General features: G+C 61.2%; 19 protein-coding genes. 10 read left to right on the top strand and 9 right to left on the bottom strand.

The genetic code is table 11. From position 1 onward, the window contains the following. Together L2I41_RS21485 and nusG are read right to left on the bottom strand one after the other, a co-directional pair. A partial coding sequence (locus L2I41_RS21485) for a hypothetical protein (RefSeq protein ID WP_237154611.1) occupies positions 1-109 on the bottom strand: 109 nt, incomplete at its 3' end. Between the two features lie 694 nt (positions 110-803). After that, complete coding sequence (gene nusG, locus L2I41_RS12740) at positions 804-1,337, bottom strand: transcription termination/antitermination protein NusG (protein WP_237153952.1); 534 nt, start codon at positions 1,335-1,337, stop codon at positions 804-806. 781 nt (positions 1,338-2,118) lie between these two features. On the opposite strand from nusG, the gene L2I41_RS12745 reads away from it, so the two are divergent. Next, positions 2,119-2,874, top strand: a complete 756-nt coding sequence (locus L2I41_RS12745; protein WP_237153953.1) for a DUF2161 domain-containing phosphodiesterase — start codon at positions 2,119-2,121, stop codon at positions 2,872-2,874. A gap of 213 nt (positions 2,875-3,087) precedes the next feature. Then, positions 3,088-3,882: a carbohydrate-binding protein gene (locus tag L2I41_RS12750; RefSeq protein WP_237153954.1), complete on the top strand. Its 795-nt coding sequence runs from the start codon at positions 3,088-3,090 to the stop codon at positions 3,880-3,882. A 101-nt stretch (positions 3,883-3,983) separates the two neighbouring features. Here L2I41_RS12750 and L2I41_RS12755 read toward each other — a convergent pair whose 3' ends face one another. Genes L2I41_RS12755 through L2I41_RS12765 form a run of 3 tightly spaced genes read right to left on the bottom strand, consistent with a single transcriptional unit; the run spans position 3,984 to position 6,659 of the window. Then, positions 3,984-4,769 carry a gluconate 5-dehydrogenase gene (locus L2I41_RS12755; RefSeq protein ID WP_237153955.1) on the bottom strand — a complete coding sequence of 262 codons (786 nt, stop codon included), beginning with the start codon at positions 4,767-4,769 and terminating at the stop codon, positions 3,984-3,986. Positions 4,770-4,795: 26 nt separating this feature from the next. Then, a complete protein-coding gene (gene kduI, locus L2I41_RS12760; RefSeq protein ID WP_237153956.1) occupies positions 4,796-5,638 on the bottom strand; it encodes a 5-dehydro-4-deoxy-D-glucuronate isomerase in 843 nt (280 codons plus the stop codon). Between the two features lie 43 nt (positions 5,639-5,681). Further along, positions 5,682-6,659 carry a sugar kinase gene (locus tag L2I41_RS12765; protein ID WP_237153957.1) on the bottom strand — a complete coding sequence of 326 codons (978 nt, stop codon included), beginning with the start codon at positions 6,657-6,659 and terminating at the stop codon, positions 5,682-5,684. A 491-nt stretch (positions 6,660-7,150) separates the two neighbouring features. On the opposite strand from L2I41_RS12765, the gene L2I41_RS12770 reads away from it, so the two are divergent. Together L2I41_RS12770 and L2I41_RS12775 are read left to right on the top strand one after the other, a co-directional pair. Beyond that, on the top strand, positions 7,151-7,915 hold the full coding sequence (locus L2I41_RS12770; protein ID WP_237153958.1) for a GntR family transcriptional regulator: 765 nt from the start codon (positions 7,151-7,153) through the stop codon (positions 7,913-7,915). Positions 7,916-8,121: 206 nt separating this feature from the next. Beyond that, entirely contained in the window at positions 8,122-9,009 is an 888-nt protein-coding gene (locus L2I41_RS12775; protein ID WP_237153959.1) for a cation diffusion facilitator family transporter, read from the top strand. A gap of 31 nt (positions 9,010-9,040) precedes the next feature. Here the strand turns inward: L2I41_RS12775 and L2I41_RS12780 are convergent, their stop codons facing one another. Continuing rightward, a complete protein-coding gene (locus tag L2I41_RS12780; protein WP_237153960.1) occupies positions 9,041-9,538 on the bottom strand; it encodes a MarR family winged helix-turn-helix transcriptional regulator in 498 nt (165 codons plus the stop codon). A 97-nt stretch (positions 9,539-9,635) separates the two neighbouring features. Here L2I41_RS12780 and L2I41_RS12785 point away from each other — a divergent pair, with 97 nt between their 5' ends. The 6 genes from L2I41_RS12785 to L2I41_RS12810 all read left to right on the top strand — a co-directional run bounded on the left by L2I41_RS12785 (position 9,636) and on the right by L2I41_RS12810 (position 13,848). Beyond that, complete coding sequence (locus L2I41_RS12785) at positions 9,636-10,481, top strand: EamA family transporter (protein ID WP_237153961.1); 846 nt, start codon at positions 9,636-9,638, stop codon at positions 10,479-10,481. A 201-nt stretch (positions 10,482-10,682) separates the two neighbouring features. Continuing rightward, positions 10,683-11,036, top strand: a complete 354-nt coding sequence (locus L2I41_RS12790; RefSeq protein WP_237154106.1) for an ArsR/SmtB family transcription factor — start codon at positions 10,683-10,685, stop codon at positions 11,034-11,036. Beyond that, complete coding sequence (locus tag L2I41_RS12795) at positions 11,029-11,556, top strand: arsenate reductase ArsC (RefSeq protein ID WP_237153962.1); 528 nt, start codon at positions 11,029-11,031, stop codon at positions 11,554-11,556. Before L2I41_RS12790 ends, L2I41_RS12795 begins: the two co-directional genes overlap by 8 nt. Before the next feature lie 29 nt (positions 11,557-11,585). Then, positions 11,586-12,656: an ACR3 family arsenite efflux transporter gene (arsB, locus tag L2I41_RS12800; RefSeq protein ID WP_237153963.1), complete on the top strand. Its 1,071-nt coding sequence runs from the start codon at positions 11,586-11,588 to the stop codon at positions 12,654-12,656. Positions 12,657-12,666: 10 nt separating this feature from the next. Further along, complete coding sequence (arsC, locus tag L2I41_RS12805; protein ID WP_237153964.1) at positions 12,667-13,101, top strand: arsenate reductase (glutaredoxin); 435 nt, start codon at positions 12,667-12,669, stop codon at positions 13,099-13,101. Positions 13,102-13,278: 177 nt separating this feature from the next. After that, positions 13,279-13,848, top strand: coding sequence for a hypothetical protein (locus L2I41_RS12810; protein WP_237153965.1), 570 nt, complete (start codon positions 13,279-13,281; stop codon positions 13,846-13,848). 9 nt (positions 13,849-13,857) lie between these two features. Here the strand turns inward: L2I41_RS12810 and L2I41_RS12815 are convergent, their stop codons facing one another. The 3 genes from L2I41_RS12815 to L2I41_RS12825 form a co-directional block, all read right to left on the bottom strand. Next, positions 13,858-14,535 carry an orotate phosphoribosyltransferase gene (locus L2I41_RS12815; RefSeq protein ID WP_237153966.1) on the bottom strand — a complete coding sequence of 226 codons (678 nt, stop codon included), beginning with the start codon at positions 14,533-14,535 and terminating at the stop codon, positions 13,858-13,860. Positions 14,536-14,711: 176 nt separating this feature from the next. Beyond that, positions 14,712-14,978: an SEL1-like repeat protein gene (locus L2I41_RS12820; protein ID WP_237153967.1), complete on the bottom strand. Its 267-nt coding sequence runs from the start codon at positions 14,976-14,978 to the stop codon at positions 14,712-14,714. 358 nt (positions 14,979-15,336) lie between these two features. Further along, the gene (locus L2I41_RS12825) at positions 15,337-16,044 is read right to left on the bottom strand and encodes a glutathione S-transferase family protein (protein WP_237153968.1); all 708 of its coding nucleotides are present in this window, start codon (positions 16,042-16,044) and stop codon (positions 15,337-15,339) included. Between the last annotated feature and the right edge of the window lie 59 nt (positions 16,045-16,103).

The following is a 16,103-nucleotide window of genomic DNA, read 5'->3' on the forward strand; positions in this document are numbered from 1 at the left end:
CGATCTTGTCGACCGCCTTGTCCATGCAGACCACATCGTGGCCGAAATCGGCAAAGCAGGTGCCCGACACAAGGCCAACATAGCCCGACCCAATCATCACGATCTTCAAAGCCAATACTCCACAAACACTGCCGACCCAAGAAACACGCAATTGCGTCAAATCTGGTAACTGATGCCGCTCGTTAGGCGTTCTCTGCCAGCGCTGCCTCACGGTAATTGCCCAGCTTGAACGCCTTGGCGGCGGAGCGCTCAACAGCGAGACCGAATGCTTTCAGCCTCACCCTGCATTTTCACTGGAGGCTTTGCTGGCCGCCATCTCGCCCGTACTGGAACCGGTCGCATGGCTGCTTGTTCGCGGCAAATCGACACCCCAAGGAAGCAGGCTCTCGCCTGACTGAAGCCGGCGTCTCAATGGGTAGAACCTGCGACCATAGGCATATGCAACAAGACTCCTCATCCAACCTCAGCTCGCGTGCCTGGGCACCAACCCAAACGGTCCTTGCAACACGCCAAACAGGGAGAAACAAAGGACCGGCCACAGATCTCAGCCTCACCATTCGCCGCGAAACACGACCACTGCCTCGATTGACAGCAAAAAAGGTCATCGTTGCCATCACCGCCATCAGGCCGAAGCAACGACCCAGCCCTCGATGTTCCGCCCCCTGCTCCATGCTACCGCACTCAGGGTGACTCTGGCACCACCCTGGAGGAAACATATTCAAGGATTACAATACATAACCGTAGACTCGAGTTATGTAGACCAGATGTTACAGAATTAAAACAAGCAAGACACATACCACTTTTCAGGCGACCATTGCCACCTGATCACGGCCTGTCGTTGTTCGAACGGCACCACCCATGACGCTCAACAGCAACTGAACGCGACTTTTCCCATCCAGCCGCTCGATGACGCCAAGCTGCTCCGCCAGCGGACCAGACTTCAGGCGAACCGTCATGCCAGGCTGCAGCGGATCCACGAAGCGAAGAACTCCAGCCTCATCGACCGAGTCCAGCAGTGTCTCAACAACACCAGACGGCACCGGTTGAGGCACGCTATCGGCGGTGATGAGCGACTTCACGCCCAAAGTGCCATTGATCGAACGCCACCGCACGGCCGCCGGATCCATGGAAATAAAGACGTAACCGCGAAACACAGGGACCTTGCACCGAACTTCCTTCCGCGAATGGCGACGAACCACCCATTCCATCGGGCAAAAGGCATTGAAACTCTGCCGCGCAAGATGCTCGACCGCCAATGCCTCCCTATTGGGCAGCGTGACCGCAACATACCAGCGCTCGCGCGCTACCGGCGAAACCAGAGGCGAAAGAAGTTCCATCAACCTACCTTTGCGCTATCACGAACCGACTACCAAAGTTCAAACCAGACATAAGCGGCATCAAAGTCCGTATTCCGAAAACACTAGAGCGACTGTTTCTGCCACAAAGCCCACCGAGTGATGACCAACCTCGCGCGTGCAAACTTCAAGGCCCGACGCCCCTCCCGCACACAACCACGGCCAGCAAGGTTGCTTTGGGCGTGCCCTTCACAAATCACCCAAAAACCAAAGCGCGCAGCTATTGCAACGCACCATATTCAAGAGCCTCAGCCTCACGTCCCACTATGGCTGTCGCGAAACCCGCACGAATGAGCCGGCAGTTTCCCACTCGAAAACCCCTCAATCTATCGACAAATGCACCGTACACATCAAGAATTATCCACCATCACCACAAATGCGTTTTAAATCATAACATCCACGAAAACCAACATCTCACCTCAAAACCGGTCAATACCATACAATCACACTACGCAAGATAGAAACAATAACATATCGCCACCCAAAACATACACTTAAAAACCGAAATTTGCCGTCGCCCATTTGATGGCATTACGAGCGGATTCATTTCAAGTCAATTTAGGAACTCGTGGTTAATTTACATGACTCCTTCGGCACGCACCGATCTGTCATCACCTGCTTGGGTTACGGGATGGCACCGGAATGCATGCTGCATTGCACGCACGTCAGACTTTCGCAGGGAAAGTCAGCTGCCTACGCTGATTGTTTACGCCCCTTGCGCCATTCTCTGGTGCTGCGATTCCAACACCAACAAGGCCGCATCATGGAAACCGATCTCTATCTGCCGGTGAAGCGACACCTTGAGAGTCTTGGCCTTGAAGTGAAGGGCGAGGTGCGGGGGTGCGATCTGGTGGGGCTCAGCGGCGAGACGCCGGAACTGGTGGTGATCGGCGAGATGAAATGCAGCTTCACGCTGGAACTCGTCCTGCAGGCCGTCGAGCGGACGGCGGCGTGTGACGAGGTCTGGCTTGCGGTTGCGGCCTCCAAGCGGGGGCGCGGGCGGGAGGGCGATCCACGGGTGAAGAAGCTCTGCCGCTTTCTCGGCTTCGGCCTTCTGGCGGTGACGGCTATGGGGCGCGTCGAGGTAATCGTGGAGCCGGAGCCGTGGAAGCCGCGACGGGATGGACGGCGGCGCTCTCGCATTGTCGAGGAGTTTCGCCGCCGCAAGGGGGACACCGTTGTCGGCGGTTCGACGCGTCGACCGCAAATGACGGCCTATCGTCAGCAGGCGCTGCTGATCGCCCAGGCACTTGCCCCTGCCCCGCTACGGCCGCGTGACCTCAAGGCCGCGGCGCCAGATGCGGCGAATATCCTGCAAGGCAATGTCTACAACTGGTTCGAGCGAATAGAACGCGGCGTCTATGGACTGACGGACGCCGGTAGAGCTGCGCTAGTGACATGGGCTGACCATTTGCAGCCAGCTACAGAGAGCATTGACGCAGCATCTTGGTGCGGCGTTGGCGGCAGCCGGTTCGCGCAGGACCAACGGACAGGCCGAGCGACCAAAAATCGGGGATAGATCATTGAAATGTCGTGAAATTTTCACGCATTTCACTATGCTGCAACGAGGATTGGGTCCTGGTATCGGTTGGTCGCCGGCAAGACGGACGTTGTTCTGCATCGCAGGCATGTGACCGGCATGAAAACCTTTTGGTGCCAACCACGGCATAGGCACCCTGCCCCATCGATCCGCCCCATGTTTCAGCCCTCGTCGGCCAGAAGGAGACTTCCCGTGACGCTTACCCTTTCCATCGAGGCCGCCAGCGGCGACATCCGTTCCCAGTCGCGGCCCGGTGACGAGACTTTTCTCGTGCATCATCCCGAGTATGAGCCGGGCGATGTGATCGTGCTGACGACGGACCGCGCCAATGCCTTCATCGTGGTGCAGCTCGACGACGCCATGGCGCCTGCCCTGGTCTATTGCACCGGTGGGCGGATCACCCAGCCGGTACCGTTCGAACTGCAGCGCCAGCCCTATTCGCTGCGCGCCTTCACCGGCGCACGCCACCGGCTGCACGCGCGCTATGCGCGACCCGAGGAGATCAACGCCCGACGCAATCTCTGCCTCAATCCCTATGACCACGGCGGCAACGAGACCTCCTTCCCGCATGCGACGGCCAACGTGATCACCCGCGGCGAAGCGCAGTTCGCGGCCCGCAATGCCATCGACGGCGAGAAGGCCAACGATCACCACGGCCTGTGGCCCTATACCAGCTGGGGCATCAACCGTGATCCCGCCGCGGCGCTGACCGTGCACCTGGGCCTGCCCGCCATGATCGACGAGGTGGTGATCTATCTGCGCGCCGACTTCCCGCATGACGCCTGGTGGACGGCTGGAACCGTTAGCTTTTCAGATGGTTCGAGCGAGGCCTTCACCTTCGAGAAGACCGGAGCGGCGCAGAGCTTTGCCATTGCGCCCCGCACGATCACCTGGGCGCGCATCGATCAGCTGATCAAGGCGGAGGATCCGTCGCCTTTCCCGGCCCTGACGCAGATCGAGCTCTGGGGCAAGATCGCCGGCGCCTGATGAAAAAGGGCGCCGCTTCCAATCGGAAGGCGGCGCCAGTCATCGCAGGCTTGAAACAAGGTGAGGCGGCGGCCAACAGCCGGTCGCCACCTCCGGTCAGGTCACGGCTGCTTGCCGATGTAGGCGAGGATACCGCCGTCGACGTAGAGGATGTGACCGTTGACGAAGTCGGACGCCGAGGAGGCGAGGAAGACCGCGGGTCCCTTGAGGTCGTCGGTCTTGCCCCAGCGATTGGCCGGCGTCTTGGCCAGGATGAAGCTGTTGAACGGATGGCCGGGTTCGCGCAAGGGAGCGGTCTGCGGCGTCTCGATATAGCCGGGACCGATGCCATTGCACTGGATGTTGAAGGCGCCGTATTCGGAGGCGATGTTGCGGGTGAGCATCTTGAGGCCACCCTTGGCCGCCGCATAGGCCGCAACCGTTTCGCGACCGAGTTCCGACATCATCGAGCAGATGTTGATGATCTTGCCGCTGCCGCGCTTCATCATGCCGGGGATCACCGCCTTGGCGACGATGAAGGGGGCCGTCAGGTCGATGTCGATCACCTGACGGAAATCCTTGGCTTCCATCTCGTGCATGGGGATGCGCTTGATGATGCCGGCGTTGTTGACGAGGATGTCGATCGGACCGACGTCGGCCTCGATGTCGGCAACCAGCTTCTGCACGCCCGGTTCGTCGGTGACGTCGCAGACATAGCCGGTCGCGTCGATGCCGGCGGCCTTGTAGGCCTCGAGCCCTTTGGCGAGGAACTCCGGATTGACGTCATTGAAGGCGATGCGGGCGCCGGCTTCGGCCAGGGCACTGGCAAGCGCGAAGCCGATACCGTAGGACGCGCCGGTGACCAGCGCCACCTTGCCCTTCAGCGAGAAAGCATCGGGAAAGCTCATGGTGTTTTCCTCCTGGCGGTGGTCTGTCAGCGCAGATCGCTGATCTTGATGTGGTCCATGTCGTCGAAGGTCTGGTTCTCGCCGCCCATGGCCCAGATGAAGGTGTAGGCGGAGGTGCCGCAGCCGGCGTGGATCGACCAGGACGGCGAGATCACCGCCTCGCCATTCTGGACGACGATGTGACGGGTTTCCTGGGCTTCACCCATCATGTGGAACACGGCCTGCCCCTCGGGAATGCCGAAATAGGTGTAGATCTCCATGCGGCGCTCGTGGGTGTGGGCGGGCATGGTGTTCCAGACGTTGCCCGGATCGAGCTCGGTGAGGCCCATGGAGAGCTGGCAAGTCTCCAGCACGTCCGGATGGATGAACTGGTTGATGACGCGCTTGTTGGCGGTCTCGTTGGCGCCGAGCGGCTTCTTCTTGGCGTCGTCGATGGACAGGAAGGTGGTCTTGCAGGCCTTATGGGCCGGTGCGGAGACCATGTAGAATTTGGCCGGATTGGCCTTGTCGGCGCTACGGAAAGTGACGGCGCGGGTGCCCTTGGTGATGTAGAGGCAGTCCTTGAAGCCGAGATCGTAGGTGACGCCGTCAGCCTCGATCGAACCGGCCCCGCCGATGTTGAAGATGCCGATCTCGCGGCGCTCCAGGATGTAGCCGGTGCCGAAGGACTTCATGCTGTCGATGCCCTTGTCGAGGGGGACCGCATCGTTGACCGGCATGCAGCCGAAGGTGACCATTCGGTCGACGTGGCTGTAGACGGCGCGGATCTCGTCGGAGACGTAAAGGCCGGAGATCAGGAACTCCTGGCGGATTTCCTCGGTGGTGTAGCGCTTGAAATCTCGCTGATTGCAGGAATAGCGGATGTCCATCAGAGATATCCTCGAGGTTTGAGCGTGAAGCGGAGTTGGTGTTTCAGAGGCTGGGCCGGCGCCTGGCATTTTCTGCGGCAAAGACATCCGGCAGGACGCCTGCGGGAATGATGGCTCCGCGGTGTTGCACGACCGTGCCGGCGACCGCATGGGCGCGGCGCGCCGCCTCTTGCGGGTCGAGCCCGAAGCGGCGGGCGAGCAGATAGCCGGCCGAGAAGCTGTCGCCGGCAGCGGTGGTATCGACAACCTTGGGAACCGGCGTTGGCGCGATGGTGGCGACGTTACCGCCAGCGATCACCGTACAGGGATCGCCGCCGGCCTTGATCACCACCTCAAGCCCGGGATGGGCGGCAAAATAGGCGACACCGGCCTCCGGGGTGGTCGGCTCGCCGAAGACTTCGAGCTCCTCGATGGTGATGAGGACGCGCGTGGCAAAACCGAGCACGCGCTCATAGACCTTGCGCGTGCTGGCAACGCTGTCCCAGAGCACGGGGCGCCAGTTGCAGTCGAAGTCGATCTCGACGCCCTGCCCGGCCAGCTCAGCGAGGCGGGCGAGCAGGCGTTCGCGGCCGGCGGGCTTCAGGATGGCAAGGCTGATGCCCGAGAGATAGATGAGGTCATAGCCGCCGAGCGCTTCGAGCAAGGCGTCGGAGCCTTCGGCCTCGAAACAGTCGCGGGCAGCAGCTTCGCCGCGCCAGTAGAAGAAACGGCGTTCGCCCTTGTCGTCGAGCTTGATGAAGTAGAGGCCGGGGCGGCGCCCCTTGAGCCGCAACGCCTTGCCGTCACCCACGCCCTGCGCCCGCCAGAAGGCGGCCATGTCGGCGCTGAAGGGATCGTCGCCGATGGCCGAGATATAATCGACTTGCGTGGAGGTGCCGGCCGTCAGGCGTGCCATATAGGCGGCGGTGTTGAAGGTGTCGCCGCCGAAGGTTGATGAAATGGAGCCAGTCGCGGCTTCCTGCAATTCGACCATGCACTCGCCGATCGCGGCGATCCGCAGGGGCTCAACCTTCTCCGACATCAGCCTTCCTCCCGGCCATCGCTCTGGCGAGTTCGGCTCTGCCGTGGACGCTGGCAGGCGATGCTCACCGATGATGCCGGGCAATTTCTGCCAACCGGGGCACAATGTCAACTTGGGCACAAGCCATCCAGAGATACTGATTGCACGTAATTTTTGACAACCACCAAATTATAATTTCACATTTTGAAAATCAAATCCACGTTTCCAGACTTTTCAATAGCTTTATTTCATGTTTATTCTTCTGGTATATAAGATATATGTGATATATAATTTTATTTGCGCATATTCCTCATATCTGCTCGATCCACAATCATCAAAGACGTGCGACAGCATTATTCACCCCGATCCGAAACCAGCATTTCTCCTTTCGACATCTGGATATCCATGAGTTTCGACAAAGCCCCGTCGTGCCCCAGGGACAGGAGGCCGGTTCCCTGCCCTCGACGGCTGATATATATCTGCCGCGATTGCACACCCGGAGACATGCGGCAATGCCGATCTGGAGTTCGAACGACCGTCGCCTTTCGCCTGCCACCGGCCTTGCCTCAGGGCATACCGCTGCGCAGGCTGTGCACCAGCGGCTTCGGGACGAGATCGTTTCCCTGAAACGCCGGCCTGGTGACGTGGTGTTCGAAAAGGAGATCGCCGCCAATGCAGGCATCAGCCGCACGCCGGTTCGGGAAGCCCTGCTGAGACTCGCCGACGAGAACCTGGTCGAGATCGTGCCCAAGTCGGGCACCATCGTTTCACGCATCCCCGTTTCAAGCCTGCCTGAGATCATTGTCGCCCGGACGGCGCTGGAGCGCGTGACGGTTCGGGCGGCGGCAGAACGGGCGCGCAACAGCGACGTTGTCGGCCTCAGGGCCATCATCGAGCGGCAGCGCGAGGCGATTGCGGCGGTGGATCACGATGCCTTTCATGGCCATGACGAAGAGCTGCACCGGGCCATTGCGGCGGTATCCGGCTATCCGGGGCTCTGGACCATGATCCAGCAGATCAAGGTACAGCTCGACCGCTATCGCCGCCTGACCCTGCCGCAGCCGCACCGGATGGAGCGAGCCATTGCCGAGCACGAGACGATCATCGACGCCATAGGCGCTCGGGACGGAGACAGGGCAGAATCCGCAATCGTGCGCCACTTCAAGGGCTTGTCACTAAGCCTTGAAGCGATCCGCGGACTCAATCCGGACTATTTCGATGGCGATATCGGCGAGCTCGCCGATACGCTGGGGCACGCCGATCCGGACCAGACCTGAACGTTGTGGCTGCCCTCAATATCTGGAACTTGAAGACACAAGGTGCACGTTCGAAAGCAAATCTCTGCCTGCAAATGCTTTTGATTATCAGATGCATATATTAAGTGCGCATCTCGTCATTATTTTGTACAAAGCTCCAATTGACTTGCATCCGAATACGCAATAGTCCGAGGCCCTACATAGATATTCGCCCCGGAGGATCAGGCATGAGCAAGACAATACAGCTTGCGATCGGCAGTTTGATTGTCGGCATCGCTGTTCTGGGCCTGAAGGCTCTTGCTTATTGGATCACCGGCTCGGTGGCGCTGATGTCGGACGCGCTGGAAAGCACCGTCAACGTGGCCACGGCCGTTGTGGCGCTGATCGCCATTCGCGTAGCGGCGATGCCGGCGGACGCCAACCATCCCTATGGCCATCACAAGGCGGAGTTCTTCTCGGCGGTGCTGGAAGGGGCGATGATCATCCTGGCGGCCGTGCTGATCATGATCGAGGCCTACAAGGGATTCATGGCGCCGCGTCAACTGGATGCGCCACTTGAGGGCCTGCTGGTGAACGGCGGGGCGACGGCAATCAACGGCATCTGGTGCTTCATCCTGATCACCCAGGGACGGCGACACAAATCGCCGGCACTGGTGGCCGACGGGCATCACCTGTTGTCCGACGTGGTGTCATCGGGCGGGGTGGCCTTTGGCGTGTTGCTGGCGGTGGTGACGGGGTGGTTCGTGCTTGATCCGCTGCTGGCCGGACTGGTGGCGCTGAACATCCTGTGGTCGGGATGGAAGGTCGTGAAGTCGTCGCTCAGCGGACTGCTGGACGAGGCGGTTTCGGATGATGTTTTGGCGAAAATCCGGGAGATTTTGTCGAACGGAGCCGAGGGCGCTCTGGAGATTCACGAGCTGAAGACTCGGCATGCAGGCAAGATGACCTTCGTGGAATTTCATCTGGTGGTGCCGGGAACGATCTCGGTGACCGAGGCGCATGCCATTTGCGATCGGCTGGAGCAAGCGCTCAAGGAAGAACTGGCCGATGTGGTGACCACCATCCACATCGAGCCGGACAATCACGCACAGCATCGGGGCGTGCTGATTGTGTGAGGGGATGCCCCTCCCCTACCCCTGCATCCACTCACTTTTCTCCAACGCCTTCAAAGACTTGGAGATAGCGGCGCAACAAGGATCCCAGTGCTTCCCGGTCCTCGGGAGCGAGGTTGTCGAGGAGCTTGTGCTGGGTCGCCACGTGGGTGGTGACCGCTTCGTCGACCCGGGCAAGGCCGGCGTCGGTGAGGCGGACGAGGATGCTGCGACCGTCGCGTTCGTTGATTTCGCGGACGACGAAGCCCTGCTTTTCGAGCTGATCGACGCGATTGGTGAGCGTTCCGGACGTGATCATCAGCGTTCCCAGAATGTCGCCGATTGGTAACCGAAACGGTGATCCGGAACGGCGCAATGTCGCCATTACGTCAAAACTGGAAGGCGACAATTGGTGGCGGGCCAGGTTGGCCTCGATCTCGCCGCGCAGGTGCACCATGAGGCGCGAGAGGCGACCGAAGAGACCCATGGGGCCGACGTCGAGGTCGGGCCGTTCGCGATGCCATTGCTCCAATATGCGGTCGACGTGATCCATGTAAGGCTCCTGCTGCACCCTGCCCCGGACGCAGCGCAATTTATCTTGACGTCAAGATTTTCCTGTTTATCTTGACGTCAAGATAACTGGAGGCGCGATGAGCCGCAACCTCGACATGCTGATTACGGCACTGGCGCCGATGATCTGGGGCAGCACCTATATCGTGACGACGGAGCTGCTGCCGGCAGGCCACCCGCTGACGGTGGCACTGCTGCGCGCCCTGCCCGCCGGACTGTTGCTGCTGGCGTTGACGCGGACGCTGCCGAGCGGGATCTGGTGGCTGCGGGTTGCCGTGCTCGGGGCGCTGAACTTTTCGATCTTCTGGTATCTGCTGTTCGTCAGCGCCTACCGCCTGCCCGGCGGCGTGGCGGCAACGGTGGGGGCCATCCAGCCGCTGATCGTGGTGGTGCTGCAGCGGTTCCTGCTCGGCGGCAAGTTGCGACCGGCGTCGGTCGGTATCGGCGTAGCCGGCCTTGCCGGCGTGGCGCTCCTGGTGATTGGCCCCAAGGCGGCGCTCGATCCGGTGGGCATCGCCGCGGGCCTCGCCGGCGCCTGTTCGATGGCGGCGGGATCGGTGATGACGCGCAAATGGCGACCGCCAGTATCGACGCTGACCTTCACCGCCTGGCAACTGACCGCTGGCGGGCTGTTGCTGGCGCCGGTGGCGCTCCTCAGCGAGCCGATGCTGACGACACTGAGCCTTGCCAATGTAGTGGGTTTCCTGTGGCTATCGCTGATCGGGGCGGCGCTGACCTATATCCTGTGGTTCCGGGGCCTTTCCCGACTGCAGCCGTCGACGGTGGCACCGCTCGGCTTTCTGAGCCCGCTGACGGCCGTGGTGCTCGGCTGGTCCATCCTTGGGCAGAGCATGACGCCGCTGCAGATCCTGGGCGCGGCGATCGTGCTGGGCAGCGTCTGGGCAAACCAGAGACTCGGGAGCTGACGTCCAAGGCGGGGGCAAACTGACACGCTGCCCCCGGATTTCGTCGGCTTGCGCGGACGATTGCTTGCGACGGAGCACAAACCGGACTGCCTGTCGGCGCCATCATTCGGAGAGTGGGCGGCGCGCTACGAGGCGAAGAAAACACCCAGAATCGAAACTCAGGGCTTGATTGTGACATATCGTGTCGATATTTCTCGACATATGGACGACAAGCAGACCATCGACGCCTTGAGCGCCCTTGCCCAGGACACGCGCCTGGCAACCTTCCGCCTGCTGGTGGCAGCCGAGCCCGAGGGGCTGACGGCCGGAGAGATCGCGCGACAGCTCGACGTGCCGCACAACACGCTGTCCACCCACCTTGCCAAACTGGCGCAAGCTGGACTGGTGACGTCGGAACGGCGCAGCCGCGAGATTGTCTATCGCGCCAGCCTCGAACGGCTGGGGGCGGTCGTGAACCACCTGATCGTGGACTGCTGCGGCGGCCATCCCGAGCTATGCGCGCCACTGCCGCCGCAAGCCGTTTCCTGCTGTTCCCCGGAGGACTCCCATGCCTGACCGCCCGTTCAATGTCCTGTTCCTGTGCACCGGCAACTCGGCTCGGTCCATCATTGCCGAAGCCATCCTGCGCAAGGACGGTGCCGGCCGGTTCAATGCCTTCTCGGCTGGTTCCCACCCCAAGGGAGACGTTCATCCCCTGGCGCTGAAGGTGCTGGACCGGGTCGGCTATTCCATCGAAGGGTTACGCTCCAAGGGATGGGAGGAGTTTGCCGGATCGGAGGCGCCCCAGATGGATTTCGTGTTCACCGTCTGCGACAATGCCGCCGGCGAAGCTTGCCCTGTCTGGCCCGGTCAGCCGATGACCGCCCATTGGGGGATGGAGGATCCGGCAGCAGCCACCGGAACCAGCCTGGAGCAGGAAGCCGCCTTTGTGGAAACGATGCGGTTCATGAAGAACCGGATCAGCCTCTTCACCGCCTTGCCGCTGGCAACGCTCGACCGCTTGCGACTGAGCGCGCACCTCAAGGACATCGGCCGCCAGAACGGCGCCACAGAGATGGCCAGACAACAATCCTGAGTTCTCTTCCTCTTGCCGGACATTCCCCCATGAGCACGCCCAAGCCAGGTTCGCGCCTGTCGTTCCTCGACCGATTTCTCACCCTGTGGATCTTTGCCGCGATGGCCCTCGGCATCGGGCTGGGGTCGACATTTGCCGGCTTGCCGGCCTTCATCGACAGCCTCAGCGTCGGGACGACGAACATTCCCATCGCCATCGGCCTCATCGCCATGATGTTCCCGCCTCTGGCCAAGGTGCGCTACGAGGAACTGCACAACGTGTTCGCCGACAAGCGGGTGCTGTTCCTGTCGCTGGTGCAGAACTGGCTGATCGGCCCGGTGCTGATGTTCGTGCTGGCGGTGCTGTTCCTGCGCGATTATCCCGAATACATGACCGGCCTGATCCTGATCGGCCTGGCACGCTGCATTGCCATGGTGATCGTGTGGAACCAGCTGGCGCGCGGCGACAATCAATATGTGGCTGGCCTGGTGGCCTTCAACTCGATCTTCCAGATCCTGTTCTTCTCGGTCTACGCCTGGTTCTTCCTGAGCGTATTGCCGCCGATGATCGGGCTTGAAGGGCAAGTGGTGGACGTGAGCTTCTGGACGATCGCCGAGGCTGTGCTGATCTATCTCGGCATCCCCTTCCTCGCCGGCTTCCTCACCCGTCGCACGCTGATCGCCCGGCGCGGCGCGGACTGGTACAATACGGTGTTCGTGCCCAAGATCTCGCCGATCACGCTGGCCGCGCTGCTGTTCACCATCGTGGCCATGTTCAGCCTGAAGGGTGGCGAAGTGCTGGCCCTGCCGATGGATACGCTGCGCATTGCCCTGCCGCTGGCGATCTATTTCGTGCTGCAGTTCACCATCAGCTTCTTCATGGGCAAGCTGATCGAGGCTGACTATCCCCGCACAACCGCGGTGGCCTTCACGGCGGCCGGCAACAATTTCGAACTGGCGATCGCCGTGGCCATTTCTGCCTTCGGCCTCGGCTCGAAGGTGGCCTTTGCCGCCGTCATCGGGCCGCTGATCGAGGTGCCGGCGCTGATCCTGCTGGTGCAGGTGGCCCTGCGCTTTGCGGGAACCTGGAATCACGGCAAACCGGCACTCAACGACAACTGAAGGATATCCCATGACTGCCGTGACCGACGTCGTCATCTTCCACAATCCCGCCTGCGGCACCTCGCGCAACGTGCTGAAGGTGATCGAGGCGGCGGGCTATGCGCCCACCGTCATCGATTACCTGAGCGAGGGCTGGACGCGGCCTCAGCTGCTCGCGCTGTTCGCCGCCGCCGGCCTGACACCGCGCGATGCCTTGCGGACGAGCAAGTCGCCAGCCGCCGAACTCGGCCTCACCGACCCGGCGGTGAGCGACGCGGCAATCCTCGAGGCGATGCTCAAGCATCCGGTGCTGGTCAACCGCCCGATCGTGGCGACGGCCAAGGGCGTGAAGCTCTGCCGCCCGAGCGAGACGGTGCTCGACCTCCTCGACCGACTGCCGCCCGGGCCGTTTGCCAAGGAAGACGGCGAGCTGATGGTGGACGCTGACGGCAAGCGCGTGGGATAGGATCGGCGCGTGGGGCGATTTGACTTGCGGAAGAAGGCTTCAGAAGCCAGACGCGCTCGCCAGCCGCCCCATGCCTTAACCAAACAGACACCAACAGAAGGCCTAGAACGCGACAACCGCTGATGGGATGTGCGAAACTCTTTGCAGCTTGTTGCAAGAGAGACTGGCAAGATGCGATTGGGCCTCGTCACCCGGATCATGCTTCCTGTGGCCACACTGATGTGGTTCGTGTTCATCGGGCCGTCGGTGCTGCTGGACACGTTCTTCGGCAGTGCCGTACCGGCCTATGATGCGGAGATCGTCAAGGCCGAGTGCTGGTCCCGCTGGATGGTGACCTATTGCAACATTGCCTATAGCCGCAGCGAGCGACCAGGCGAGACGTTCACGCTCGACTATGCCGTGTTCGGTACGAAGCAGGATCCCAAGGCGCTGTCGCTGGTCAAATCGACCTCGAACGGGCGCATAGGCGTTGCGCCCTTCTACAACGAGATCGGCAATCGACTGGGTTCCGGCGGCTTCCTGCTGGTGCTGACGCTGCTCGTTGTCTTCGGCAAGGAGCTTTTCACCAAGGAAGCCTGGACGCTGTCGCTGCCCAAAGCCAGCAAGGCCCCGAATCCGGCCGATCGATTGCGGATCGCGGAGAGGCCTCGTATCGCGCCGTCAGAGCCCGTTGCCGTGCAACGGGTCAGCATGGCATCGACCGCATCCGCCGACAGGCGGACGCGGTTCGGGCAACGGGGCGCCTGAGCGGAAGCTTCACGCCTCGAAGGAGGCGCGACCGCCGTGGGCTGCCGACCATTCGGCCGGAGCGTGCAGGAACTTCTCCACCTCAGCCAGCATTTCGCTCGAGAAGGCGTTGGACGCCTTGGCCTCGGCCAGGATGTCCCACCAGGTGGCCAGGGCGTGCAGCTTGATGCCTTCGGCGGCGAGCGCCTCGGTGGACGACTTGAAGATGCCGTAGTGGAAGACCACGAAGGTGTGGGCCACTTCACAGCCGGCGTCGCGCAGGGCCTTGGTGAAGACGAGCTTGGACTTGCCGTCGGAGGTCAGGTCCTCGACCAGGATGACGCGCTGGCCTTCCTTCACATCGCCCTCGATCTGCGCGTTGCGGCCAAAGCCCTTGGGCTTCTTGCGCACGTAGAGCATGGGCAGTTCGAGGCGATCGGAAATCCAGGCGGCGAAGGGGATGCCCGCGGTCTCGCCGCCAGCCACGGCGTCGAGGGACTCGGCGCCCACTTCCGACAGGATCATCTCGGCGGCAAAGCCCATCATCCGCTTGCGCAGGCGCGGGAAAGAGATGAGCTTGCGGCAATCCACATAGACCGGGCTGGCCCAGCCGTTGGTGAAGATGAAGGGCTTGTCGGGATTGAACTGGATCGCCTTGACTTCCAGCATCATGCGGGCGGTCTGCGAGGCGATGAACGACTTGTCCATGAGCTTGTCCTTCGGCACGGGGATTTTGCCGCCCATAGCATACTGAAAAGCCGGAGTCCCGCCTTACCCGCGCTGCCCAACAACAAAAACGGCGGCGCTCGCGAGAGGCCACCGTTTTCGGGGAGACGGTTTGGAGATGCAGGACGGGCGGACGATTGGGGTCTCGTCGCGTTCCATCAATGGATCGAAATCCACTCGCGGGCTTCGCGCTGAGCCAGCGCCACTTCGGAAGAGGACATTTCCTCGGCGAGTTCGCGGCGATAGCGGACCGCATCCTTGGAACCGCGCAGCGCGGCGATGTTGAACCACTTGTGGGCTTCAACATAGTTGCGCTCCACGTCGCGGCCGACGGCATACATGACGCCAAGCTGGAAGAGGATATCGCCCGAGGCGCTAGCCCCTTCAGCAAGATGATCTACGGAGTTCAGTTCAAGACGAGCCATGATCTATTTCCCTGTTTTATATTTGAGGTCTTTTGCCTCGTTACTTCGTGTTCCGAAGTTGAGATCATGTTGCGGCATTTGATTAAAAAGCGTCTTAAATAGCAGACTTAACAAGAGCAGAATCAAAACTGAATCATGGGTTACCGTGAATCAATATAAACCATCGATTCCGCGGAAAGCCGGCAACAAGCAGGATTCGATGACTCACGAAGCGCCGGATTTTTTAAACGAAAGCTTCACCATGGAATCAGAGACGAGATTTTCTTCTGGACGGAGAACTACCTAGAATCCGGCCGGCCAATGAAAAATCCCCCGCGACGGGGTCGCGAGGGATCGGGAAGGTCGGAAAGCGGGGAGATCAGCGGGCGCGCTGGTTGAAGAGAACCTTCTGCGCTTCCTTGTCGTCGGCCAGATTGGTCGGCGGGACCGGCGCGGCAATGGCGATGCCCTTGGCGACAGCCGGACGGGCCAGCACACGGGCGAGCCAGGCCTTGACGTTGGGAAACTCCTCGATGTCCATCTTCTGGCGGTCCCAGAGCTTGGCCCAGCCGACGATGGCGATGTCGGCGATGGAATAGTCGCCGGCCACATAGTCACGCCCTTCGAGCTGCTTGTTCAGCACGCCGTAGAGACGGTGTGTCTCGTCGGTGTAGCGCTTCATGGCGTAGGGGATCTTCTCGGGCGCGTAGATGTTGAAGTGGTGATTCTGCCCGAGCATCGGGCCGAAGCCGCCCATCTGCCACATCAGCCACTGGTCGACCTCGACGCGGGCGCGCTCGTCGGCGGGATAGAACTTGCCGAACTTGCGGCCGAGATACTGCAGGATGGCGCCGGACTCGAAGACGGAGATCGGCTTGCCGTCCGGACCTTCGGGATCGACGATGGCCGGCATCTTGTTGTTGGGCGAGATCTTGAGGAAGGCCGGCTCGAACTGCTCGCCCTTGCTGATGTTGATGAAATGCAGATTGTAGGGAATGCCGAGCTCTTCCAGCAGGATGGAGATCTTCCAGCCATTGGGAGTGGGCCAGTAATAGAGATCGATCGGGGCGGTCTGAGTATGGGCCATGCCGTTACCTCGATTTGGCGTGGATTGGACCGCCAACATAGGGGCAACGGGCGCTTAGG

The organism is Oryzibacter oryziterrae (assembly GCF_021864535.1).
Classification (GTDB): Bacteria; Pseudomonadota; Alphaproteobacteria; order Rhizobiales; family Pleomorphomonadaceae; genus Pleomorphomonas; species Pleomorphomonas oryziterrae.